The 24,435-nt window shown below is 49.0% G+C and carries 23 protein-coding genes, 1 other RNA gene and 1 pseudogene; 12 read left to right on the top strand and 13 right to left on the bottom strand.

Annotation, left to right across the window (positions count from 1 at the left end):
* Window positions 1–87: 87 nt before the first annotated feature.
* The 6 genes from lepB to rpoE form a co-directional block, all read right to left on the bottom strand.
* Window positions 88–1,041: a signal peptidase I gene (gene lepB, locus EDC52_RS17955; RefSeq protein ID WP_131867429.1), complete on the bottom strand. Its 954-nt coding sequence runs from the start codon at window positions 1,039–1,041 to the stop codon at window positions 88–90.
* A 15-nt stretch (window positions 1,042–1,056) separates the two neighbouring features.
* A complete protein-coding gene (gene lepA, locus EDC52_RS17950; RefSeq protein ID WP_131867427.1) occupies window positions 1,057–2,856 on the bottom strand; it encodes a translation elongation factor 4 in 1,800 nt (599 codons plus the stop codon).
* 704 nt (window positions 2,857–3,560) lie between these two features.
* A complete protein-coding gene (gene rseC, locus EDC52_RS17945; protein WP_131867425.1) occupies window positions 3,561–4,004 on the bottom strand; it encodes a SoxR-reducing system protein RseC in 444 nt (147 codons plus the stop codon).
* The gene (gene rseB, locus EDC52_RS17940; protein WP_131867423.1) at window positions 4,001–4,957 is read right to left on the bottom strand and encodes a sigma-E factor regulatory protein RseB; all 957 of its coding nucleotides are present in this window, start codon (window positions 4,955–4,957) and stop codon (window positions 4,001–4,003) included. The genes rseC and rseB overlap by 4 nt, the downstream gene beginning before the upstream one ends.
* The gene (rseA, locus tag EDC52_RS17935) at window positions 4,957–5,616 is read right to left on the bottom strand and encodes an anti-sigma-E factor RseA (RefSeq protein ID WP_131867421.1); all 660 of its coding nucleotides are present in this window, start codon (window positions 5,614–5,616) and stop codon (window positions 4,957–4,959) included. Before rseA ends, rseB begins: the two co-directional genes overlap by 1 nt.
* Before the next feature lie 27 nt (window positions 5,617–5,643).
* A complete protein-coding gene (rpoE, locus tag EDC52_RS17930) occupies window positions 5,644–6,219 on the bottom strand; it encodes an RNA polymerase sigma factor RpoE (RefSeq protein WP_131867419.1) in 576 nt (191 codons plus the stop codon).
* Window positions 6,220–6,637: 418 nt separating this feature from the next.
* Here rpoE and nadB point away from each other — a divergent pair, with 418 nt between their 5' ends.
* Window positions 6,638–8,239: an L-aspartate oxidase gene (nadB, locus tag EDC52_RS17925; protein WP_131867417.1), complete on the top strand. Its 1,602-nt coding sequence runs from the start codon at window positions 6,638–6,640 to the stop codon at window positions 8,237–8,239.
* Window positions 8,240–8,430: 191 nt separating this feature from the next.
* Here nadB and EDC52_RS17920 read toward each other — a convergent pair whose 3' ends face one another.
* Window positions 8,431–9,279: a tRNA1(Val) (adenine(37)-N6)-methyltransferase gene (locus EDC52_RS17920; protein WP_131867521.1), complete on the bottom strand. Its 849-nt coding sequence runs from the start codon at window positions 9,277–9,279 to the stop codon at window positions 8,431–8,433.
* Window positions 9,280–9,414: 135 nt separating this feature from the next.
* On the opposite strand from EDC52_RS17920, the gene srmB reads away from it, so the two are divergent.
* Window positions 9,415–10,770, top strand: coding sequence for an ATP-dependent RNA helicase SrmB (srmB, locus tag EDC52_RS17915; protein ID WP_131867415.1), 1,356 nt, complete (start codon window positions 9,415–9,417; stop codon window positions 10,768–10,770).
* Window positions 10,771–11,149: 379 nt separating this feature from the next.
* Here srmB and grcA read toward each other — a convergent pair whose 3' ends face one another.
* A complete protein-coding gene (gene grcA, locus EDC52_RS17910) occupies window positions 11,150–11,533 on the bottom strand; it encodes an autonomous glycyl radical cofactor GrcA (protein ID WP_131867413.1) in 384 nt (127 codons plus the stop codon).
* A gap of 344 nt (window positions 11,534–11,877) precedes the next feature.
* Here grcA and ung point away from each other — a divergent pair, with 344 nt between their 5' ends.
* Window positions 11,878–12,558 carry a uracil-DNA glycosylase gene (gene ung / locus EDC52_RS17905; RefSeq protein WP_131867411.1) on the top strand — a complete coding sequence of 227 codons (681 nt, stop codon included), beginning with the start codon at window positions 11,878–11,880 and terminating at the stop codon, window positions 12,556–12,558.
* 226 nt (window positions 12,559–12,784) lie between these two features.
* Here the strand turns inward: ung and grpE are convergent, their stop codons facing one another.
* Window positions 12,785–13,372, bottom strand: a complete 588-nt coding sequence (gene grpE / locus EDC52_RS17900; protein WP_131867519.1) for a nucleotide exchange factor GrpE — start codon at window positions 13,370–13,372, stop codon at window positions 12,785–12,787.
* A 122-nt stretch (window positions 13,373–13,494) separates the two neighbouring features.
* Here grpE and nadK point away from each other — a divergent pair, with 122 nt between their 5' ends.
* The 3 genes from nadK (at window position 13,495) to bamE (ending at window position 16,586) form a co-directional block, all read left to right on the top strand.
* Window positions 13,495–14,373 (top strand): NAD(+) kinase, encoded by an 879-nt coding sequence (gene nadK, locus EDC52_RS17895; protein ID WP_131867409.1) that lies wholly within the window; start codon window positions 13,495–13,497, stop codon window positions 14,371–14,373.
* An 87-nt stretch (window positions 14,374–14,460) separates the two neighbouring features.
* Window positions 14,461–16,122, top strand: coding sequence for a DNA repair protein RecN (gene recN / locus EDC52_RS17890; protein WP_131867407.1), 1,662 nt, complete (start codon window positions 14,461–14,463; stop codon window positions 16,120–16,122).
* Window positions 16,123–16,235: 113 nt separating this feature from the next.
* Window positions 16,236–16,586, top strand: a complete 351-nt coding sequence (gene bamE, locus EDC52_RS17885; RefSeq protein ID WP_131867405.1) for an outer membrane protein assembly factor BamE — start codon at window positions 16,236–16,238, stop codon at window positions 16,584–16,586.
* 172 nt (window positions 16,587–16,758) lie between these two features.
* Here bamE and EDC52_RS17880 read toward each other — a convergent pair whose 3' ends face one another.
* Together EDC52_RS17880 and EDC52_RS17875 are read right to left on the bottom strand one after the other, a co-directional pair.
* Window positions 16,759–17,043 (bottom strand): RnfH family protein, encoded by a 285-nt coding sequence (locus EDC52_RS17880; protein WP_131867403.1) that lies wholly within the window; start codon window positions 17,041–17,043, stop codon window positions 16,759–16,761.
* Window positions 17,036–17,470 carry an SRPBCC family protein gene (locus EDC52_RS17875; protein ID WP_131867401.1) on the bottom strand — a complete coding sequence of 145 codons (435 nt, stop codon included), beginning with the start codon at window positions 17,468–17,470 and terminating at the stop codon, window positions 17,036–17,038. The genes EDC52_RS17880 and EDC52_RS17875 overlap by 8 nt, the downstream gene beginning before the upstream one ends.
* A gap of 159 nt (window positions 17,471–17,629) precedes the next feature.
* Between EDC52_RS17875 and smpB the strand changes: the two genes are divergently transcribed.
* The 6 genes and pseudogenes from smpB (at window position 17,630) to EDC52_RS17845 (ending at window position 23,650) form a co-directional block, all read left to right on the top strand.
* Complete coding sequence (smpB, locus tag EDC52_RS17870; RefSeq protein WP_131867399.1) at window positions 17,630–18,112, top strand: SsrA-binding protein SmpB; 483 nt, start codon at window positions 17,630–17,632, stop codon at window positions 18,110–18,112.
* A gap of 46 nt (window positions 18,113–18,158) precedes the next feature.
* Window positions 18,159–18,540, top strand: a transfer-messenger RNA (tmRNA) gene (ssrA, locus tag EDC52_RS17865).
* A 170-nt stretch (window positions 18,541–18,710) separates the two neighbouring features.
* A pseudogene (locus EDC52_RS17860) lies at window positions 18,711–19,934 on the top strand (phage integrase central domain-containing protein); the annotation flags it as partial.
* A gap of 292 nt (window positions 19,935–20,226) precedes the next feature.
* Window positions 20,227–21,390 (top strand): hypothetical protein, encoded by a 1,164-nt coding sequence (locus EDC52_RS17855; RefSeq protein WP_230468093.1) that lies wholly within the window; start codon window positions 20,227–20,229, stop codon window positions 21,388–21,390.
* Window positions 21,387–21,833, top strand: coding sequence for a three component ABC system middle component (locus tag EDC52_RS17850; protein ID WP_042661335.1), 447 nt, complete (start codon window positions 21,387–21,389; stop codon window positions 21,831–21,833). The genes EDC52_RS17855 and EDC52_RS17850 overlap by 4 nt, the downstream gene beginning before the upstream one ends.
* Window positions 21,833–23,650, top strand: coding sequence for a DUF3732 domain-containing protein (locus EDC52_RS17845; protein WP_165911751.1), 1,818 nt, complete (start codon window positions 21,833–21,835; stop codon window positions 23,648–23,650). The genes EDC52_RS17850 and EDC52_RS17845 overlap by 1 nt, the downstream gene beginning before the upstream one ends.
* A gap of 76 nt (window positions 23,651–23,726) precedes the next feature.
* On the opposite strand, the gene EDC52_RS17840 is transcribed toward EDC52_RS17845, so the two are convergent.
* Both EDC52_RS17840 and EDC52_RS17835 read right to left on the bottom strand, forming a co-directional pair.
* A complete protein-coding gene (locus EDC52_RS17840) occupies window positions 23,727–24,203 on the bottom strand; it encodes a hypothetical protein (RefSeq protein WP_011815739.1) in 477 nt (158 codons plus the stop codon).
* Window positions 24,204–24,279: 76 nt separating this feature from the next.
* A partial coding sequence (locus tag EDC52_RS17835; protein WP_165911750.1) for an integrase core domain-containing protein occupies window positions 24,280–24,435 on the bottom strand: 156 nt, incomplete at its 5' end.

Genomic DNA, 24,435 nt, shown 5'->3' with positions numbered 1-24,435 from the left:
AGTGGCTCCCGATGCGGGAGCCTGTCTTTTTGCCAATAATGATATTCTACAACGGGAAACATAATAATGCTTCGCTTTAAAAACGAATTAATGTATTCCACCAATTCTGCTTAAACGAACGCCGGTCGGCCATTCGCCTTCCTGCTTCTCAAAGCTCATCCATATAGCGGTCGCTTTGCCCACCAGGTTTCTTTCGGGCACAAATCCCCAGTAGCGACTGTCCGCGCTGTTATCCCGGTTATCGCCCATCATGAAATACTCCCCCTGAGGCACAATCCATTCAGCCAGCTGTTGATCCGGCTGCTGATAATAGATGCCAATCTGATCCTGCTGACCAGGAACCATCAGAATACGATGGGCCACACTGCCCAGGTTTTCACGACGCTCAAGCAGGCGGGTGCCGCCATCGATGCTGACGCCTGGTGCGACCTGGAGGAAACCGCTGGTGGCTTCACCGTTGCCGGTAGAGTTGAAGGTCTGAACGAACTCGCCCGGCATAATGTCGCTGTAAGTGATCGGCAACGCTGTCGAGCAATCCTGTCCATTGCTGCAGCCTGGCTGCACCGTAACCCGCTTGGCGACCGGATCATAGCTTACCCGATCCCCCGGCAGACCTACGACGCGCTTGATATAATCAAGCTTCGGATTGGGCGGATATTTGAATACTACCACATCGCCACGCTTGGGATGGCCGGTTTCAATCAGCGTTGTCTGGGTGATCGGATCCTTGATGCCATAAGCGAATTTCTCCACCAGAATAAAATCACCGACCAGCAGTGTCGGCATCATCGATCCCGATGGGATCTGGAACGGCTCGTAAATAAACGAGCGTACGATGAATACCAGTGCCAATACCGGGAAAATCGAGGCGCCGGTTTCCACCCAACCAGGCTGTCCGGCCTTGGCTGGTGTGCCATCGGCTGCAGCAGACTGCGCCAGTCTGGCTCGGCGGGCGGGAGCCAGTTTAAATCGATCCAGGCACCAGATTATACCGGTGACCAAGGTAGCTATTGCCAGGATCAGGGCAAACATATTAGCCATGCAAACTCCTCAGACTTATTTGCTGTCTTTACCGACGTGCAGAATAGCCAGGAACGCTTCCTGAGGGAGCTCGACGTTGCCTACCTGCTTCATGCGTTTCTTACCATCTTTCTGTTTCTGCAACAGTTTTTTCTTACGACTGACATCACCACCATAGCATTTGGCCAACACATTTTTGCGCAATTGCTTTACGGTGGAACGGGCAATGATATGGTTGCCGATCGCCGCCTGAATAGCGATATCAAACTGCTGGCGAGGAATCAGCTCCTGCATTTTCTCGACGATTTCACGTCCGCGCGTCTGCGAGTTGTCCCGGTGGGTAATCAGTGCCAAGGCATCGACCCGGTCGCCATTGATAAGAATGTCTACCCGCACCATGTCGGATGCCTGAAAACGCTTAAAGCTGTAATCGAGCGAGGCATAGCCGCGTGAAGTTGATTTCAAGCGATCGAAGAAATCAAGTACCACTTCCGCCATCGGAATATCATAGGTCAGCGCCACCTGATTGCCGTGATAGACCATATTGGTCTGAACGCCGCGTTTTTCGATACATAGGGTAATCACGTTGCCCAGGAACTCTTGCGGCAGCAGCATATGGCATTCGGCGATCGGTTCGCGCAGCTCTTCAATGTTGTTCAGCGCCGGCAATTTGGACGGGCTGTCGACATGAATGACCTCATTGTCGGTGGTCTGCACTTCATAGATAACCGTAGGCGCTGTGGTAATAAGGTCCAGATCGTATTCACGCTCCAGCCGCTCCTGAATGATTTCCATGTGCAGCAGGCCGAGGAAGCCGCAGCGAAAACCAAAGCCCAGCGCGGTCGAGCTTTCCGGTTCATAGAACAGCGAAGCGTCATTAAGGCTCAGTTTGCCAAGCGCATCGCGAAATGCCTCATAATCATCTGAGCTTACCGGAAACAGGCCAGCGTATACCTGCGGTTTGACCTTTTTGAAACCGGGTAAGGCTTTTTCAGCCGGCTGACGCAGCAGCGTCAAGGTATCGCCTACCGGGGCACCGAGGATATCCTTGATGGCGCAGACCAGCCAGCCGACTTCGCCGCAGTTGAGGATATCGCGATCGACACGCTTGGGGGTGAAGATCCCCAGACGGTCGGCGTTATAGCTCTGCCCGGTACTCATTACTTTTACTTTGTCACCTTTACGCAAGGTGCCATTCTTGACGCGGATGAGTGAGACCACGCCGAGATAATTATCGAACCAGGAATCAATAATCAGCGCCTGCAGTGGCGCCGCGGGGTCACCGGCGGGCGGTGGAATATCACGAACCAGGCGTTCAAGCACCTCTGGTACGCCTACGCCGGTCTTGGCAGAGCAACGCACTGCATCGGTGGCGTCAATGCCGACGATGTCTTCGATTTCCTCGGCAACCCGATCGGGCTCCGCCGCCGGTAAATCGATTTTATTCAGTACCGGCACCACTTCCAGATTCATTTCCATGGCGGTGTAGCAGTTGGCCAGCGTCTGGGCTTCCACGCCCTGCCCGGCATCCACCACCAGCAGCGCGCCTTCACAGGCCGCCAGCGAGCGCGAAACCTCATAGGAGAAGTCCACATGACCGGGGGTGTCGATGAAATTCAGCTGATAGACCTGGCCGTCATTGGCTTTATAGTCCAGGGTCACGCTCTGGGCCTTGATGGTAATGCCACGTTCGCGTTCAAGATCCATCGAGTCCAGAACCTGAGCCGCCATTTCACGTTCGCTGAGGCCACCGCAGGTCTGAATCAGCCGATCAGAGAGAGTCGACTTACCGTGGTCGATATGGGCAATAATAGAAAAATTTCTTATGTGTTTCATTTAATTATTTTTTCTCGGATCAAGCGCTTGCGTTTTAATCGGTGGAAATCGTAATGGACATAAAACCAAAACTACCCACATAGCATGGGGCGCATCTTACACTGTCTGCGCGCCGCGTGAAAGTCAGCACATAACTCCGTTTTGTAAGATCGGGTAATATTGAGGGATTGCCGTCTGGGTAAAGCCGACCGCCGCCATTGCCTATCCTTTGCGCTGACCCTCATCACTTTTTACGCAGCGTTGCCTGCTGAATCATGCAAACATCTCTGATGTTCTCACCGTTGAGTGGTCAACCAGGGCCTTTTCGGGAGCATCAGCGTCCCTTACCGACGCTGCATATTACGCCTTCACAAAAACACAGCGCTTCGATGAAGTCGGCAATATCTCTTTGGCAACGCCATGGTCGGTAAAGGGCATGGCTGAACAAATAAAAATCAATAAACTAATGAATGTTACCGTCGTTGGAGATGGTGTTCTTACTACCAAGGAATAGTCCACAGAAGACTGCATCCTTATAAAAACGTCTGATTACATGAGAAAGGCAACCGATTATTATTAACGGATCCCCCGCCTGATGGCTGCGTGGGCGGTATTTCATCGGCTTGGCTTTATGTAACGCAGCGTAAGCCTACTATCGAATCAACAACCGCAGCACCCAGGGAGTGGCAGAAACCGTTAAGTCAGCTTGTTCGATAGTGAGTTTATCAGCAGGAGGTGATGGCTATTTGGAGGATTACCGGCTGATAAGCCGGTTTATGGGCAAGTTGTGCGGCGGCCAGATGCGCCAGCAGGAAGCCACCCACAACGCCAGCCAGGCCTCCGGTGATGGCTGCGGAGTCAGTGCTGTAGATCCCTTGCATCACTGCGGCTAGCAACAGCATACAGACCAGCGGCAGCATATAAACCAGCAATGCCGAGCGAATCAGGCTGGCTTCGGGTATGCCCACCTCAACCCGTTGGCCCGGTGCCAATGGCTGAGGGCATTTAACCCTTAACAGATGCTGCGTGTCCGATCCCATGTCATTTAAAACCCGAGACCCGCATCCATCACGTTGGGAACAGCTGCCGCAACCGCCTGCGGGCTTTTCGCAGCGCAATTCTGCAATCCCCTGGTGCCAGGAGATGACGGTTGCCCATTCCTTTATCATCGCGACGCCTTGAAGACGATACTGTCGGCGATACGCTTGGCGGTCGCCGGCGGCAGTTCGCCAACGACGGTAATTTCCTTGTCGTTACGCGTTTCGGTATGGATGGTACGTCTTCCGGTGCGGATAAATCGCTCACCGACGCTGCTGCCGGACTGGCTGATATTCACGGAAAAACTGAATAAACCATCGGTATACAGCCTGGCTTCGATAGGTACATTTATGCCAGGCAGCGTACGCTGACTGCGCGAGGCCTCGGTCACGCCCGCCGGCAGCCAGCCAACGGTCCAGTCGAAGTTCGCCACCGTCGAAGTCGGCACGCTGAGCAACGGGGGCAGACCGACATTTTCCAGCCCCTGCATCTGAGCCTGCACCTGATTATCGACACTGAATGAAATGACCCTGAACTGCTCCAGCGATTCACCGTCGCGATCCAGTAAATCCACCCGTAAGGGCAGCCTGGAGGCGGCATCAATCCACACAATATAGCCATACCGCGTGCCATCCCGGGAGACGATCCTGACGACATCGCACAGACGATCGGATATGCGGGTGCGCCCCACCGGAATAAAATCGTAATAGTCGGCCAGGCGCTCAAAATCGGCATATACAACGGATGGGAGAGAATCAACGATATGGTCGCCTGAGAGCGTGAAGGGTTCGATGCCTGCTTCAAAATAGCTGATTTCATTATTGCGCTGGACTATTTCACGGCGCGGGCCATCCATCTGCAGCAACTGGGCCAGCTTAAGCTTATCAAGCATCACATGGCGGTAGCGCAGCGAATCAACACCCTGTCGGGTCAGGCTTATGAACGACAGTTCATAATTGAGCGTCTGAGTGGCATGGCCCATCTGTTGGAGCAGCACGCCAGAGGCGGTGGTCTTGGCAGGCACTGCCGCTGAATACAGCAGGCTGCCCGCCATCAAGCATACAGCATACCAATTAGGCTTCATTACTGCGGCTGTGTCCCCAATGATTGGGTTCCGGGTACCTGAACAGCAGCCTGTTGAGTTTCATGGCTATCGAACTGTAGCTGGTCCGAATGTAGACGTCGCTGCAGTTCGTAATCCTGGAGAATGGCGTTGATACGTTTACGCTGTTCCTGAACCTGCTGCTGCTGCAATCCGTTGTCAACACCGGTATTGGCGGAGGGGATCCCCAAACTGACCGGGGAAGCCTGGCCCATCATCGGCAGCGTGTTAAACACCGGCGACTCCGGCTGTTCGCTACCGTTGGATACCGGCTGATTATAATGCTGAACGCCCACAATCACCGCCAGCGATACGCAAGCCGCAACGCCAATCTGAGTCAGGTGAGCCGCGAAAGGGCGCGCCCGGTGCCAGAACGGCAATTTTTGCCAGGTTTCGGGTTGCGGCTGAGATTCCTTAACCGAGCCGGGGACCAGACGAACCGGTTCCTGAGCTATGGCTGCGGCGACACGATCGGCAATATTGAGATGGAGAGTTTCACCGATATCTCCGCGCATCGTGTCGCGGATAAGGTGATAACTTTGCCAGCTTTGCTGCAAATCAGCATCTCTGGATAAATGGTTGAGCAGTTCGTTATCGAACGACTCGCCGTCCATCAGAGCGGAAAGCTTTTCATTATACATGCCTGGATACCTTCTCCTGCCGCTTGGTCATCTCTGAATAAGCGGTTGAATTTTAGAGTCAATAGCTTCTCGCGCACGGAAGATACGTGACCTCACCGTTCCCACAGGGCAATCCATAATGGCCGCTATCTCTTCATAGCTTAAACCATCAAGCTCCCGAAGCGTAATTGCCATACGCAAATCCTCAGGGAGCCCTTCAATAGTGCGGAACACTACCTGTCGCAACTCTTCAGACAACATTAAATTCTCAGGGTTCGAAATTTCTTTCAATGCCCCTGCACTTTCGTAGTTTTCTGCGTCATTGGCGTCAACATCGCTGGATGGAGGGCGTCGCCCCTGAGCCACCAGATAATTTTTCGCCGTATTGACCGCAATACGATAAAGCCAGGTATAAAACGCGCTGTCTCCTCGAAAGGACGCCAAAGCGCGATAGGCTTTTATAAAGGACTCCTGGACCACATCCGGAACGTCCCCTTGAGGAACGTAGCGCGATACCAGGCTCGCCACTTTGTGCTGGTAACGGACAACCAGTAAGTTGAAAGCTTTCTGGTCACCTTTCTGGACACGTTCAACCAGCACCTGATCCGTTAACTGCTCGCTCATCCGAGGTAAATTCTCCTCAAATCAAACTCCATGCAAAAAATAGTACCGCCAGCCACTACTCCACTATCTTGAGCAAGCTCCCGATTCGACTTCGCGCTAACCATACAGTTCCGTACCGCCTCTTTTTTTGTTATGGGGGTAGATAACGATCACGGGCGCTTCCCGGCATCAGAGCCAGGCGGCTGTCAGACTATCGTATAAACACATAATAATGGTGCAAAATGCTTTCAAATGCGTGCCGGCCCACGATTATCTTACTTTCCGGATAATGTGGGCAGGGTAGCGTGAATCAGGGCTAATGTCAGTAAACAAGCGTAAATACCGCAGCCGGAAAATCACTAATTAATGTTTCAGTCATAAATAATAGGGTGTTAATATCGAAAAACACTTCCCAATTTGCCGGAAAACGCCCTTTTCTATGCAAACGTCTACCGAATACGTCACCGATGTGCTGGTCATCGGCAGCGGTGCGGCCGGTCTGTCATTGGCGCTTCGCCTGGCCGGCCACTGCAGCGTTATGGTTTTGAGCAAAGGTCCTCTTAACGAAGGTTCTACGTTTTATGCCCAGGGCGGCATTGCCGCGGTATTCGACGAGGGAGACAGCATTGCCTCCCATGTTGACGATACTCTGGTGGCCGGCGCCGGCCTTTGCGATCGCCAGGCGGTCGAATTTATCGCCGGCAATGCCCGCCACTGTGTCCAATGGCTTATCGATCAAGGGGTGCTGTTTGATACCGAAAGCGGTGTAGCTTCTGATGATCGTTATCACCTGACTCGCGAGGGAGGGCACAGCCATCGACGGATCCTGCATGCGGCTGATGCCACCGGTCGTGAAGTAGAAACCACCCTGGTAAGCCAGATCGCCCGTCATCCCGCTATCTCTGTCATGGAGCGCTGTAATGCGGTAGACCTGATTACCTCTGATAAAATCGGTCGCAGTGGTCCCCGACGTGTGGTCGGCGCCTATATCTGGAATCGCGAAAAGGAACGGGTCGAAACCTGCCGGGCAAAATCGGTGGTTATCGCCACAGGCGGCAGTTCAAAAGTCTACCAGTACACCACTAACCCGGATATTTCATCAGGCGATGGTATCGCCATGGCCTGGAGAGCCGGCTGCAGGGTTGCCAATCTTGAATTCAATCAGTTTCATCCGACTTGCCTTTTCCATCCCCAGGCTCGCAACTTTCTGCTGACCGAAGCGCTGCGCGGTGAAGGCGCCCATCTTAAACGGCCTGACGGCAGCCGTTTTATGCCGGACTTCGATGAACGCGGCGAGCTGGCCCCCCGTGACATCGTTGCCCGCGCTATTGACCATGAAATGAAGCGGCTCGGGGCTGACTGTATGTATCTGGATATCAGCCACAAGCCGGCGGATTTTATCCGCCATCACTTTCCCACCATTTACCAGAAATTGCTCACACTGGATATTGATCTGACCCGCCAGCCCATTCCGATAGTGCCGGCGGCTCATTACACCTGTGGCGGCGTGATGGTCGACCAGCAGGGTCGGACCGATCTGGCCGGCCTCTATGCGATTGGCGAGGTCAGCTATACCGGCCTGCACGGCGCCAATCGGCTGGCGTCGAATTCCCTGCTCGAATGCCTGGTCTATGGCTGGTCGGCAGCAGAGGATATCGTCGCCAGGCTGCCATCGGTCGATTCAGTCCCTTGCCTGCCCGCCTGGGACGAAAGTCGGGTTGAAGATTCAGACGAAGAAGTGGTTCTGCAACATAACTGGCATGAACTGCGGTTATTCATGTGGGACTATGTCGGCATTGTCCGTACCACCAAGCGCCTGGAGCGCGCGCTTGGCCGCATCAATCTGTTGCAGAAGGAAATCAATGAGTATTACTCAAATTTCCGGATTTCCAATAACCTGCTAGAGGTGCGCAACCTGACCCTGGTAGCCGAACTGATCGTCAAAAGTGCAATGCAGCGCAAAGAGAGCCGCGGACTGCACTACACTCTGGACTATCCGGGTATGCTGCAGAATCCGACCCCGACCATTCTGGCGCCATAAAGCCGTCGCCTATCGGCAGGCAGGCCCGTTAGGCACTTAACGCCAGTGGTTGAATGCAGAGCCTGTAGCTCTGCTGTCTGGGCAAAGCCGGCACGCTGTGCTCTCTCTGGGCAAAGCCTGTACGCTGTGCTCTCTGGGCAAAGCCTGTACGCTCTGCTCTCTGGGCAAAGCCTGCACGCTCTGTTTTCTGGCTAGTGCGCCAGATAGAACATTCCGGTCAAGCGACGAAAGTCCGCCGAATAGCGATTATCGCTATCGCGCAGTACCAGGCTGGTTTCAGTCATCTCACCTGGGGCGCGGGAAAACAGCAATAGCGCTCGGTGGGCAGGCTTGCGCTGATTCTCGCTCACCCGACAGCGGGCGCGCAGGTGCAGACCCTGACGGGCGGCCAGACTGATTATGCGGTCAGCAATCGCCTCCGGCAGCACCAGCGCCAGATGGCCGGCCGGCGTCAGTAGGCGCCAGGCGGCGGCCAGCAGGCTCTGGTGGTCCAGACTGGCAGTGTAGCGGGCCTGGTCGCGTTGTTCTGTACCACAGGGCACGCCAGGCGGGAAATAGGGCGGATTGCAGACAATCAGATCATAGCGGGCCGCCACGTCCCGCGCATAGGCGACGATGTCTTGGTTGATTATTCTCATGGAAGACGACCAGGGACTGGCCTTGATGTTTTCCGCCGCCTGGGCGGCAGCGGCCTGGACCAGTTCCACCCCATGAATGACTACCCGCGGCTGGAGCGGCAGGCCAGCGCCGGTTGAATCCCTATTTTCTGCGGCGGTTGGCGGGTCAACATCAGCAGATAGTGACTTGCGCCGGGCATGCTCGACGGTTGCCTCGGCAAGTCGCTGAGCAAGCATTAGCGCCACCAGACCGCTGCCGGTACCTATATCCAGAACACGCGAGACACCGTTTATCGGTGCCCAGGCTCCGAGCAAAACGCCATCGGTTCCCACTTTCATTGCACAGCGATCATGGGCGACAAAGAATTTCCTGAAGGTAAATCCGCCGGCGCGCATCCGGCTTTTATCGAGCGGTGTATCCATCGGCATTAGCATCTCCTGGTATGATCGCGGTACTTTATGTCAAACCACCGCCGGACGAAAGCCAGCCCAAAGACGGAAACAGATGAACAATGTGGCGGATCCGTCTATAATCTGCGCCCCAACCAGAGGTAGCCCATGACTGTAACCCTTTTCACCGAACTTGATCTACACGAAAGCCTGCTCGACGCGCTGCGCGACAAAGGCTACGAACGACCTACCGCCATTCAGGCCGAGGCCATCCCGCCGGCGATGGAAGGACGTGACGTGTTGGGTTCGGCACCTACCGGTACCGGCAAGACCGCAGCCTATCTGCTGCCGGTGCTCCAGCACCTGCTCGATTTCCCGCGCAAGAAATCAGGCCCGCCACGCGTGCTGATCGTTACCCCGACGCGTGAACTGGCTATGCAGGTCGCAGAGCAAGCTAAAGAACTGGCCGCGCATACCCATCTGGATATCGCGACCATTACCGGCGGTGTGGCTTACATGAACCATGCGGTGGTATTCAGCGATAATCAGGATATTGTCGTCGCCACCACTGGCCGCTTACTGCAATACATCAAAGAAGAAAACTTTGACTGCCGGGCGGTCGAAACGCTGATTCTTGATGAAGCTGACCGTATGCTGGATATGGGCTTTGCTCAGGATGTTGAGCAGATCGCCGCCGAAACTCGCTGGCGCAAGCAGACGCTGCTGTTTTCTGCCACCCTGGAAGGGAATGCGGTCAAGGATTTCTCAGAGCGCCTGCTCAATGATCCGGTTGAGATTGATGCTACCCCTTCTCGCCGAGAACGTAAAAAAATCGTCCAGTGGTATTACCGTGCCGATGACCTGGCTCATAAAACGGCGCTGCTTTGCCATTTACTCAAGCAAACGGACGTCACCAAAACCATCGTCTTCGTGCGCAAGCGCGAGCGCGTCCATGAACTGGTAGGCTGGCTGCGCGAAGCAGGGATCAATTCCTGCTACCTGGAGGGAGAAATGGTCCAGGCGAAGCGTAACGAAGCCATCAAGCGCATGAATGATGGGCGAATGAACGTGCTGGTCGCAACCGACGTCGCCGCCCGCGGTCTGGATATCGATGATGTCAGCCACGTCATCAACTATGACCTGCCGACCACCGCTGATGTTTACCTGCACCGTATCGGGCGTACTGCCCGCGCCGGCAGAAAAGGGTCGGCTATTTCTCTGGTCGAATCCCATGACCATCTGTTGCTGGGAAAAATCAGCCGTTATCTGAACGAACCGCTGAAACCGCGCGTCATCGATACCCTGCGCCCGGAAACCCGTGCTCCATCCGCCAAAGTCACCGGCAAGCCATCGAAGAAAGTACTGGCCAAGCGTAAAGAGAAAAAAGAAGAGAAACTCGATAAAGATAAGCCGAAGGTTAAGGTGCGTCTGCGCGACAAGAAAAATATCGGTAAGCGCCGCACAGGCAAAACGGCGGCGGTCGCAACTTCGGCGGCACCCCCCTCAGGCAAGGGTGATGATTAAAACAGCAGTGACACGCTATTATTGTGCCTAAAGAGGGATGACCACGTGACTTTTTTGGGAATTATAGGCATCTAGGAATGCAAACCATGTCAAAGGCTTATTTCCCAGTACGTCTTTGTCTGGATTCCGGCGGATAGCAGCATCAAGAAAGAATGGATGCTTTTTAAGCATTGATTTATTTGACTTTATCTTCGTGGTGAAGGGGTAATGGCACGATAAGGAATATGGCTTAATTTCATTCAGCGCTTGAGCATTGCACAATCTGGCAGCCGGTGAGCCAAACCAGAGCAGCTGGATTTGCCGCTGCTTTTGAGATTAGCCAATAAAAAAAAGGGAGCCCAGGCTCCCTTTTCGCTATCCAGCGTTTCAAAACGATGAATTACATGCTTTCAGTGAAAGTACGGGTAATCACATCGCGTTGCTGTTCTGGGGTCAGCGAGTTGAAGCGCACTGCATAACCTGAGACGCGGATGGTCAATTGCGGGTATTTTTCCGGATTGGCGACAGCGTCTTCCAGCGTTTCACGGCTGAGCACATTGACATTCAAATGCTGGCCACCTTCAACCCGAACCACTTCTTTCTGCTCAAGCGGGATTTCACGGTATTCGATATTGCCCAGATCGCGCAGCGAAACAATCTGGTCATCCGCGTAACCGGCAACAGCGCACAGGCAACGAGCTTCTTCTTTGCTCTTGTCCAGCAGCCAGAAAGAATTAACCAGCGCACTGTTGTCTGCTTTGGTGATTTGAGTACCGATAATCATAAATGCCTCCGTTAAAATGACGTCCATCACTAGTCCAGTACCGTGAGCTGACTGTATGGCAGCAGACTGGATAGTTGGTAAAACCATTGTGCTTACTTGTTTATATACCAGCCAACGGGCCAGCATTCCTTGATTAAAATCAATAAACAGAAGGTCTATAACAGACTTAAGACAGCATCTTTTTGTTTTACATCAATTTTATAAATATAAGTCAGATCACGTAAATCTACTTTTTTTTGAAAATATCAAAATATTTTACATTCGACTATCACGTCGGAAATCGTTTCGTCTGGCCGTCGATGCAAGTAAGCTTATACTTTAAATACAAACATGGAGCGTGAATCATGACGCAGAGCCTTACCTGGCGCGATGCCCTGGCTGAAGAGAAACAACAGCCCTATTTTCAGGATACGCTGGCCTTTGTGGCGGCAGAACGCGCAGCAGGAAAAACGGTCTATCCGCCGCAAAAAGAGGTGTTCAATGCGTTCCGCTATACTGAGCTGGGCAACGTCAATGTGGTTATTCTTGGTCAGGATCCCTATCACGGTCCTAATCAGGCCCATGGATTGTCTTTTTCGGTGCGACCCGGTATTCCCGCCCCTCCTTCGCTGGCCAATATCTATAAAGAGCTTGCCAGTGATATTGACGGTTTTACCCGCCCTAGCCATGGTTGCCTGCAAAGCTGGGCCGAACAGGGCGTGCTACTGCTCAATACCGTGTTAACCGTCGAGGCGGGTGCCGCCCATTCCCATGCCAGTCTGGGCTGGGAAAAATTTACCGATAAAGTGATAGAGGTGATTAACCGGCGCCAAGAGGGGGTGGTGTTCCTGCTGTGGGGATCGCATGCCCAGAAAAAGGGCAGCATCATTGACGCCAATCGTCACCATGTACTCAAGGCCCCGCACCCGTCGCCCTTATCGGCGCATCGCGGCTTTTTAGGCTGTAAGCATTTTTCCCAGACTAATCAGTTACTGACGCAGCAGGGCAAAATGCCGATAGACTGGCAGCCGGTGCTGCGGTCCTAGTGAGAGCATCGGCAGTGTGAACCCTGCAGAAGTCTGGCGAGAGTCTCAGCATGGTCGCATGCTTTGGTTTCAAGTCGTGGTTATGGTCAGGCTTAACAGTCAACATCACGCCAGCAGAGCTATTACTTGACGCCCAACCTGGTTTGATGAGCACGCTAGGGGCGGACTGGCTAAAAAGCGCCGGGAAGGGGGTTCCCGGCGCAAAAAAATGGCTTTAAAACATCCGTCAGGATTTGGCTTTGGATACCGCAACCATGGCAGGGCGCAACAACCTGCCGTTAAGGGTATAGCCCTTTTGCATCACCATCATGACATGATTAGGCTGATGTTCATCAGATTCCAGCATGGTCATGGCCTGGTGGACTTCAGGATTGAAAGGCACATTAATATCCCCGACCACTTCAATACCAAATTTGCGTACTGCATCCAGCAATGATTTAAGCGTCAGCTCAATCCCTTCAATAGTGCCGGTCAATTCGCTATTCGCACGGTCCGCCATTTCCAGACCACGCTCCAGGTTATCAATGACCGGTAACAGTTCTCCGGCAAATTTTTCCAACGCGAACTTGTGGGCTTTCTCACGATCCAGTTCAGCACGGCGGCGAACATTTTCCATCTCGGCCTTGGCGCGCAACAAACTGTCACGTTCGCGCTGCTGCAGCTCGGCCAAGGAAGCTTCTAGTTCAGCGATACGCTCATCACGAGGATCCACGACTTCTGCCGTCTCAGGTGCGGCTTCCGCTTGCTGCCCTCGTTCCATTTCATTCTCAGTTGAGACTTGCTCGTCAGGGGACTTCTGTTCTTTACTACTCATCATGAGTTATCTCCGCGGTTTAGCATTATTCTTGCTAGTCCGCTTATTATGGGGATCAATGGCAGGGATTCAAGGGATGGCACATAATGAAGCCTGCAAAACATGGCGAGGATCCACAATCAATGAATAAACCCTTTCAAACTATCGGCATCGTTGGGCATCCACGCCACCCTAATGCACTGGCCACCCATGAAATGCTCTTTCACTGGCTTAGCGAGAAAGGGCATACAGTCATTCTGGAGCATCAAATAGCACGTGATCTGGACCTGACCGAGGCCAACACCGGCAGCCTGGCGGATATCGGCCAGCGTGCCGATCTGGCGGTGGTGGTCGGCGGTGACGGAAATATGCTGGGAGCGGCGCGTATTCTGGCGCGCTACAATATTAAAGTCATCGGCATTAACCGCGGCAATCTCGGTTTTCTGACCGACCTGGACCCGGACTCGGCCCTGCAGCAGCTTTCTGACGTGCTCAACGGCGAATACCGCTGCGAACAGCGCTTCCTGCTGGAAGCGCAAGTCTGCCGTGAAGGCGTCTGCGGCAGGCTCAGTACGGCGATTAATGAAGTGGTGCTGCATCCGGGCAAAGTGGCTCATATGATCGAATTCGAGGTCTATATCGACGATCGGTTCGCCTTTTCCCAGCGTTCGGATGGACTGATTATCGCCACGCCCACCGGCTCGACGGCATATTCATTGTCAGCGGGTGGTCCGATACTGATGCCAACCATAGATGCCATCGCCCTGGTGCCGATGTTTCCCCATACCCTCTCCTCCAGGCCCTTGGTGATAAGCGGCAACAGCACCATCCGGCTCAGGTTTTCCCAGGTGACCGCCGACCTCGAAATCAGCTGCGACAGCCAGATCGCGCTGCCTATTCAGGAAGGTGAGGAAATATTCATTCGCCGCAGTGATTATCATCTTGAGCTGGTACACCCCCATGATTACAACTATTTCAATACCTTAAGTTCAAAACTGGGATGGTCGAAAAAATTATTCTGAAAATCGGGCCGAGCCGCTTTACTGTATAAAAAACCAGTTTATACTGGTGATAAGAACACCTCTGTTTTTATATACAGGAAACTCATCATGCTGGCTCAACTTACCATTGCGAATTTTGCTATTGTACGCGAGTTAATCATCGATTTTCAGACGGGTATGAGCGTTATCACCGGCGAAACCGGCGCGGGCAAATCCATCGCCATCGATGCGCTCGGGCTGTGCCTTGGCAGCCGGGCTGAAGCCAGCATGGTCAGGCCTGGCGCAGCGAGGGCCGATATCTGTGCGCGTTTCGCCCTTAATGACGCTCCGCTGGCCGGCCAATGGCTGGTTGAAAATGAGCTTGATAACGGACAGGAATGCCTGCTAAGGCGGGTGGTCGGCCATGACGGCCGCTCCCGCGGTTTTATTAACGGCACGCCGGTCCCATTATCCCAGTTGCGTGAACTGGGCCAGTTCCTTATCCAGATTCACGGTCAGCACGCCCATCAGATGCTGTTGCGGCCCGATCACCAGAAAAACCTGCTGGATGCCTATGCCGACGAAAAACCGCTGCTGGCGAAAATGGCTGCCTCCTACAGCCAATGGCATCAGAGCTGCGTTGAACTGGCCTCATTTCGTCAGCATGCCGCAGAGCGTGAAGCTCGCCGGGAATTGCTGCAGTATCAGCTCAAAGAACTGAACGAGTTTGCCCCGGTGGCGGAGGAATACGAGCAGGTCGACCTGGAATATAAACGCCTGGCCAACAGCGGACAACTTATCTCTATGACCCGCCAGGCCATGGACATGCTCAGCGAGGGTGACGACCACAACCTGCTCAGCCTGACTCATGCCCTTAAATCGCGCGTCACCGAGCTGGTCAGCCTGGACCCGGGCTTGTCCGGCATCATGGCCCTGCTTGAGGAAGCCTCCATTCAGCTCAGCGAGGCCAGTGACGAATTACGCCACTACAGCGACGGCATTGATCTGGACCCCGTGCGGTTATCCGAACTGGAGCAGCGGCTGTCGCGCCATATCAGCCTGGCGCGCAAGCACCACGTGCGCCCTGAAGAATTGCACCAGTTCCATCAGCAACTGCTGGCCGAACAGCAACTGCTTGATAAGCACGACACAGACTCTGACTCGCTTTCCCAAGCGGTAGAGCGCTATCGCCTTGAGGCGATGTCGGTCGCCCGCGAACTTCATGACAAACGCGTGGAACACGGTAATGAGCTGGCGAGCCTTATTACCCGCAGCATGCACGAACTCTCTCTGCCTCATGGACAATTGGCGATTAATACCCGCTTTACGCCCGATCAGCTGAATGCAGAAGGCGCCAGTCGTGTTGAGTTCCTGGTCACCACCAACCCCGGCCAACCGCTACAGCCGTTGGCGAAGGTGGCCTCAGGGGGTGAACTTTCACGTATTGCGCTGGCGATACAGATGATCACCGCGCGAAAAATGGACACCCCGGCGTTGATATTCGATGAAGTGGATGTGGGTATCAGCGGCCCGACTGCAGCCACTGTGGGAAGGATGCTGCGCCAGTTGGGCGAATCCACTCAGGTGATGTGTGTCACCCATTTACCCCAGGTAGCCGGTTCAGGTCATCATCATTTTTTTGTCAGTAAAAATACCGACGGCAATGTGACCGAAACCGAAATGCATCCGCTGGACAGAAAAGCGCGCCTGCAAGAGCTGGCGCGGCTGTTGGGCGGATCTGAGGTGACCAGAAACACCCTGGCAAACGCCCGGGATTTGCTTGCCGCATAAAAAAGGCCAACTTTTTTACCTTCCTGAGGTCATAGATCAGCCTTGTAGAGGTTCCAAACGCCCGCAAGGTCTATTATCATCGGCATCCTATGCCTAAAAGGAATGTGATTATTATGAGCTGTAAGACGTTGACTGCTGCTGCTGCCGTTCTACTTATGCTGACTGCCGGTTGTTCTATGTTTGAAAGAGTGGTCTATCGTCCGGATATTAATCAGGGCAACTACCTTACCGCCGCTGACGTATCCAAGATCCATACGGGCATGAATAAGCAACAGGTGGCCTATACACTCGGCACGTCAATGCTGCAGGATCCCTTTGGCTCAAATACCTGGTATTACGTTTTCCGCCGCCAACCGGGCCACGAAGCCATTTCCCAGCAGACCCTTACGTTGACCTTTGACAGCAGTGATACTTTGATTCATATCGATAATAAAGGTGCGCTAAACGCCAAGTCTGACAGCTGATTGACGGTTTAACCAAGCGGTATGCCGGTCGATGAGGCAGGAAAAACGATATGGTGTGTACGCAGCATGGTATCGTTTTAACTCAGCGAAGGCCTTAACTGGGGTGCAGGCCCGCTGCACCAACTGAAAAGCAGGGAAACATACCGACAGCGGTAGATTTCGCTTCACAGCCTTATTTTTTGGTGCGCTCGGCGCGCTGACGTCGAAGCTCTTTGGGATCGACCAGCAGCGGGCGATAAATTTCCACCCGGTCACCGTCATTCACCTGGTCTTCGAGTTTGGCCGGGCGACTGAAGATCCCGACCTTATTGGTTGCCAAACTGATGTCGCGGCGTTGAGTTAGCAGCCCTGAGGCTTTGATAGCCTGTTCCAGCGTACTCCCCTCCTCCAGCACCACTTTGCGTAAATACTGTTTCTCGGGCAAGGCATAGACCACCTCAACGTGGATCTCAGGCACTGTAGACCTCTTTGGCCCGTTGGGTAAACGCCTGGACCATGCTGTTGGCCATTTCTTTGAAGATGTGCCCGAAGGCTAGCTCAATCAGTTTATTTTTAAATTCGAAGGTTAAATCGAATTCAACCTTGCAGGCTTCAGGGCTTAGGGTGGTAAAACGCCAGCCGCCGGCAAAAGATTGAAATGGGCCTTCTACCAGTCGCATGACAATACTTTGGTTGTCAGTGATGACATTGCGGGTAGTAAACGTTTTACTGATGCCCGCCTTGGACACCGCCATCTGGGCGGTCAGTTCATTGCCCTCCTTGCCCAGCACCCGGCTGGCAGTGCAGCCAGGTATAAATTCAGGGTAGGAACCAATGTCATTGACCAAAGCGAACATTTGCTCCGAACTGTAAGGTACCAATGCGGAGCGATTAATATGGGGCATAAGCTGTCCTGTCTTGTCTGTACTGACTAATATTATCATTTATATGTGTTGAGATAAAAATGCTGTTCTGTGCTGTTTGGCGCATAACTGCCGAAATTTGACCGACTAAGTGATGAAACCATTTAATTTCCACCACATAACTGTATAATATTTCGCATTATGACAAAGAAAAAAGCACACAAACCCGGTTCGGCCACCATTGCTCAAAACAAACGTGCCCGGCATGAATATTTCATCGAGCAAGAGTATGAAGCCGGACTCTCTTTGCAGGGATGGGAAGTCAAATCACTCCGTGCTGGCAAAGCCAACATCAGTGACAGCTACGTGGTGCTCAAAGACGGTGAGGCCTATCTGTTCGGCGCCACTTTCCAGCCGCTGACCGTGGCATCATCACATGTTGTCTGCGAACCCATGCGGACCCGCAAATTGCTGCTTAACCAGCGTGAGCTGGCTACGCTGTTTGGTCGCGTCAACCGTGACGGCTATACCGTCGTTGCCCTGTCGCTTTACTGGAAAAATGCCTGGGTCAAGGTCAAAATTGGCGTAGCCAAAGGTAAGAAAGAGTTCGACAAACGTACCGACATCAAAGATCGGGAATGGCAGGTCAGCAAAGAACGCATCATGAAACACGCCAACCGTTAGCATTTGCCGTGATGTGCTTAGTTTGCTATAATGAAATTAACAACTTGGGGCTGATTCTGGATTCGACGGGATTGACGAAACCCAAGGTGCATGCCGAGGTGAGGCTGGCCTCGTAAAAAGCCTCAAAAAAAATAATTGCAAACGACTCGCAATTCGAACGTGCTGCTTTAGCAGCTTAATCAGCCTAAGAAACTGAACGCTCCCTCTCTCCCTAGCCTCCGCTCTTAGGACGGGGATCAAGAGAGGTCAAACCCAAAAGAGATCGCGTGGATGTCCTGCCTGGGGCTGAAGCGTTAAACTCAATCAGGCTAGTTTGTCAGTAGCGTGTCCATCCGCAGCTGCCAGGCGAATGTAATGATTGGACTAAGCATGTAGTACCGAGGATGTAGAAATTCCGGACGCGGGTTCAAATCCCGCCAGCTCCACCAAATTCTGTTTTACCGAAGTCTAGTAAAATCTACTAAGCCCGCTTGGAACCAGCCTTGCGGGCTTTTTTACGTCTATATTAGTCTACCGAGAATTGCTAGAAGCTACTCGTTATGGCACCCTTTTTGGGACCCAACGCAAAGGGTCCAAAACTTGAGGGTCCCAAAATGGCAAAACTCGCAAAAAACTCACGGATACTGAAATCAAAAGCACCAAACCTTCGGACAAAGAAATCAACTTATTTGACGGTGAGGGCTTGACTCTACGAATTGCTCCCCTCTCTAAGGGTGGCAAGAAAAACTGGTATTTCAGGTATGCAGTGCCAGTGACTAAAAAGCGCACAGAAATGAGTCTTGGGACCTATCCGCACCTTACATTGGCAAGATCAAGAGCTTTACGTGATGAATATCTATACTTGCTTGCCAACGGCATCGATCCACAAGTCCATAACAGCTATAAAGCTAATGCATTAAAGGATGCTACTGAACATACGCTACAAGCCGTTGCTCGGAAGTGGTTAGATGAGAAGGTAAAGACCTCTGGCATCTCAAAAGACCATGCCGAAGATATCTGGCGTAGCCTTGAACGGAACATCTTTCCCGGTCTAGGGAACGTCCCAATCAAAGAAATACGCCCTAAGCTACTAAAGCAGCATCTTGATCCTATTGAGCAGCGTGGTGTTCTGGAAACCCTACGGCGAATTATTTCACGACTAAATGAAATTTTCCGCTATGCAGCTACTGAGGAACTCATTGAGTTCAACCCTGCTGACAATCTCGGTCAACGTTTCAGTAAGCCCAAAAAGCAAAATATGCCTGCCCTTCCCCCCAGCGAACTGCCAAGATTTATGGCTTCCTTAGCTAATGCCTCAGTCCGTCTGGAAACACGTATGCTGATAGAATGGCAATTGTTGACCTGGGTTCGTCCGGGCGAAGCTGTTCGTGTCAGATGGGTGGATATAGATATTGATAATGGTATGTGGAACATTCCCGCAGAGTTCATGAAGATGAAAAATCCCCATAAGGTTCCACTGAGCAAAGAGGCCATACGAATACTCAAATCAATGGAACCAATCAGTAGGCACGGGGAGTGGATTTTCCCCAGCATAAAAGCTCCTCTTAGCCATATGCATGAACAAACAGCTAATGCAGCGATCATCCGTATGGGGTTTGGTGGCGAACTGGTAGCGCACGGTATGCGTTCCATTGCAAGAACAGCAGCAGAAGAGTCCGGTAAGTTCAGAACCGAAGTTCTTGAAGCAGCTCTTGCCCACTCGAAAAAAGATGAAATCATCGCAGCGTATAATCGTGCGGAGTATCTTGCTGAACGAATGGTTCTTATGCAGTGGTGGGGTGATTACGTCACTGCTCAAAAATTTAAAGCTATTGCTGCCTGACTAACATTGGGAGTTAGCAAGAAAGCCAGGGATGGCTTGAAATTGCCCGTATCCTTATTGTGCCCCTTATATCATTTTTAAATTCCGATGTTACATCAGAATGCTTAGTAGCTATACCCTCCTTCTGTTATGCAAAGCATGATATGTATATAAAACCAGTATAAAAACATAAAGTTATATAACTAAACTATGATACGGGTGCTTCCATATGCTTTTAGTGTTTGATATGGTGAAAATAATTTACTGATGTTTTTTTATTCATTCTTTGCTTGTTTCCTCAGTGGGCTATCATATGGATTTCTTTGAAAAAACAAATGCCGATAAAAATTCGATAGGTTTTACCTATCAAGATTATGTTGCTCTAAAACATGCCTTAGAACTTAAACCAGGGGAAAACATAGGAATAGAAGTCTATGACGATCTCCATCTGGAGAATATTGAAGGACAAAAAACCTTTATCCAAGTCAAGCATTCAATTAACAAGTCTAACATAACAAATAAAGATATTGATTTATGGAAAACCTTATATAATTGGTCAGAGGCGATAAAAATAATAGACGACAAAGATATTAGTCTTATTTTTTATACTAATAAAGGGATTACCTTAGAAAGTGGTTTAGTTCAACTCTTAGCCAGCGACACTAAGAATATACAGAAGATAATAGATGAAATAAAAATAATATTTCAAGAGCACAAAAATCATAATGATGATCTTTACAAATATATCTCTACTATTAACGCCGTCCCCGAGGGTATTTTAAAACTATTATTTAATAGCATAAGTTTTCAGCATGGTGAAGATCGCATAATAGAACAAATAAAGACCTTGCTCAAAACATTTGCTATTCCTGAAGATAAAATATCAGATGTTTTTCATGATATATCAGGGGCATTTTTTGAATACAAATATACATTGGTAAAAAATCACACTAAAATAAATATAAGCTATGATGATTTACGAAATAAACTTGCGGTAGATAGAATCATCCAAATATCCAGAAACTGCATCAACAACTTTGATCAATACTATGAATTTGAATCCGCATATCCAACCAATGTTGAGTCTAAAATCTCCTATAAACAGCTTCAAGATTTGGATTTGAATGTTGATGCAATCGTCAAATACATCAATGAAATGGCGAAAACTGATGCTTTCATTCAAGAATTACAGAGTATTGGTGACTTGACTGCACATGAAGAAAAATTAATATATCAAAAAGCGTTTGATGAATGGCAATCTCAGCATTTAACAGCATATATGAGAACTTGTTATACAGAAATAAATGAGGAACATCAAAATATAGCTCTATCTCTTTATGCTGGATTGGCAGTTAAATGTGATATTTTACTTGAAAATAACAAATTGCCAAGGTCTATGGCTACTGGAACATTTTTGCTATTGTCAGATAAACCAACAATTGGATGGCTTCAACATTGGGAGTCTATCTATAAATGAAAATATATAATAATGAGTTATTGGGTGTTTTTTCCATACAAGAAGTGTTATCAATAACACATGAAATGGCATTAAGTAAAGCCATGATAGTTTTGCCAATAATTTTTCATAAAAGAAGTTTAGATTACTTAGCACACAAGAGAACTAATATTACATCTCTTCAAGATATATTATTAACAAAACCCGAACTATTAGTAGCTGCAAATAAAAGATATTATAACTTCTTACCATCTTCGATAAACTGTGTTTCTCTATGTATAGAAAATGGTATAGCAGAATTAGTTGAAGGTCACTTAATTTTTAGAAAAAAATTGATCTCTGATGATGCAGTCACTGTTATTGGAAAGAGAGCTGTAAAGATACAGGCCGCATCTTTAAATATTGCACATTTAATGTTAGATGAACCACACAATATATACGATATTTGTGGAGTGAGATTATAATGCAGATTACAAATATATTAATATGGCAAACAAATAAAACCTTACGAAATTTTGAACTTGAAGAAAACAAAGTAAATGTTATAACTGGTGACTCAGGTAAAGGAAAATCATCAATATTGTCTATTATTGATTACTGTTTATTATCTTCGTCATCTGATGGAATATCTAAAACAAATGTAGACAATTTTGTCAACTGGTATGGCATTAGATTCAATTTAAATGGTAAATATCATACTATTTGTAGAAAAGCCACACACTATGAAGAAGACGATTTCGTTTATTTTGATAAAAATGGAGAAATTCCTGAAACTCCGATTAATAATTTAAAGAAAAACGTTTTGAAAGAACATTTAAATTATGAATTTGGTATTAATAGCTCTCTAAAAATCCCATATGGTGGTAGATTTATTCAACAAGGTTCAAAGATCTCATATAGATACTTCATTCCCCATTGCTTCATAGATCAAACCACACTGACATCTTCTGAGCACCTTTACTCGAAAATTTCCGATTTAAAAACAAGAGAACGCATTGACCGAACTTTTGATATGGCACTGGGGAGTGAACATGCCGAAACAATGATAATGAGAACTCGGCTGGAGGAACTACAAAGAAACCTTGCGCGAATTGAATATAAACAATCAGCAAGTAAGGATTCCTATGTTAACTTTGAGAATGAAATAGAATCTCTTTATGATAGAGCATATCATCTTGGTTTAGCGAGAAGTAATAATCAAGAGCCTACGGTAGGTGATAAACTTGATCATTTAAAAACGATTATTAGTTACAAAGATATAAATGAAATCCCGGAGATTAACGAAAGAATAAGATTAGAAAAAGAATATTTCACTTTAAATAAAGAACTTTCAGATATCAATGACTATATTGAAACAAGCACAGAATATAAAAAATTCTTGAAAGAAAACCAAGACTCATTATTGATCGCCAAATATTTAGATGATAATTACAATAATATTATATATACAGAAAACATTTATTCTATTGTAAAATCACTTTTGAATCAAAGTTTAGAAATAAAAAAGGCTATAGCACAGAAAGGTAAAAACTCGCTTATCTCTAAGACTCATGAAAAGAAAAAAGAAATAGAATCAAAAATATCATTGCTAAGTAAAAAACTAAGCTTGCTCAGTAATGAAAACATAACCCCAAGTGCTTTATATCGTTTCATTGGTGAGCTAAGTTCTGAAGTCAAAAGAGTTGATGTTATACCTAAGCATGACTACACTGAAAGCATAGAGAGTATAACAAGTAAAATAGATGAATTAGAGGGTAAAGTAAAAGACAATAATATATTTAAAGAATATACGCTGAGTTTACTTAATGACAAAATTAAACAAACCCTTTCAAGGATGCCTCTTAAAGGATTTGAGGATGCAACTCCAATAGTTAATAAAGGGAAAAAAACTCTAGACTTAGTCAATAAAAATCAAGTAGAGAAAATGATCGATATAGGGAGTGCCTCTAACTACATGTATGTACATGTAGCTTATTTTCTTGCACTCCATGAGTTAGTAAGAGAAAGAAATGTACGATGGGTTCCAAGATTTTTAGTAATAGATCAACCAAGCACCCCATATTTCAGCACTGGTGGGAGAAAAACTGATGATTTTGCAAGCCTTGATGCAGCTCTCAATGAGATTAATTCCTTTATTGAAAAAATGAAATCTCATGGTGGTTTTCAAATAATATTACTCGAACATATAGAGGAGTCTTACTGGCTTGAAAGAGAAATGGAGAACTTCAAGCTTGTTGATAATGAACTTAGAGGCGATTACGGATTAATCCATTTCAATTAGAAAACCGATAGAACAATCTAAAAAATCTCTCTAAGGAGGCACTATAAGTTTCCATTTATAGTGCCTCCTTAGCTGATTAGCTACGATGTTTGTAGCCCAAATCCAATATGAATGTTGAAAGTGCAGAATGAGTTATATCGATATCATATGCGCTGCAGAGCATAGCAAGTGCTTGCGCAAACTTGACCCTAACCCTTTGCAAACTTTTATACATTTTTACATTACCATCACTAAGGCTGGAAAGCTTATACAGATTCATAAGTTCTTCACTCATAATCAAAATTAAATGTAAAAGAACTAATGAAACTGAGTCATCATTGCATTTCAGACGAAAACCTTCCGTTTCTTTCTTTATTTCCTCTAAACTTTTAATTACTGCGGGAAGAATCTCATCATCAAATGGTGATGTTAAAACTTTTTTTGGCTCAAGAAATTTTATGTATCTTTCAATTTCAATTTTGTTAGGATTTTTTTTGATTAGATCTTTGAGAGTTATACCCGATATCGAAACTCCAGAACCAACAACGGAAATAATATCCATTATAATTGACATAATTTTCTCCTATTTATCTGAAAATCTATTGTAAGCCAAAGCATTGCCTTACTTACCCCTGTAGTCCCTCCGGTTTTTAGTACCACCGCCAATGAGGATCTCCGGCCAGTTTTTCCCTCGCATAGATAACAGGTGGGATATCACCCAGTGAGCTATGCGGGCGTTCTTCGTTATATTCTGTGCGCCAGTCTTCTGTTAGCACGCGGACTTCTGACAGTGTTCTGAACAGATA

Source organism: Biostraticola tofi (genome assembly GCF_004343195.1).
GTDB classification, from domain to species: Bacteria; Pseudomonadota; Gammaproteobacteria; order Enterobacterales; family Enterobacteriaceae; genus Biostraticola; species Biostraticola tofi.
Note: the sequence above shows the minus strand (reverse complement) of the source record. Positions and strands in the feature narration are given on the sequence as shown.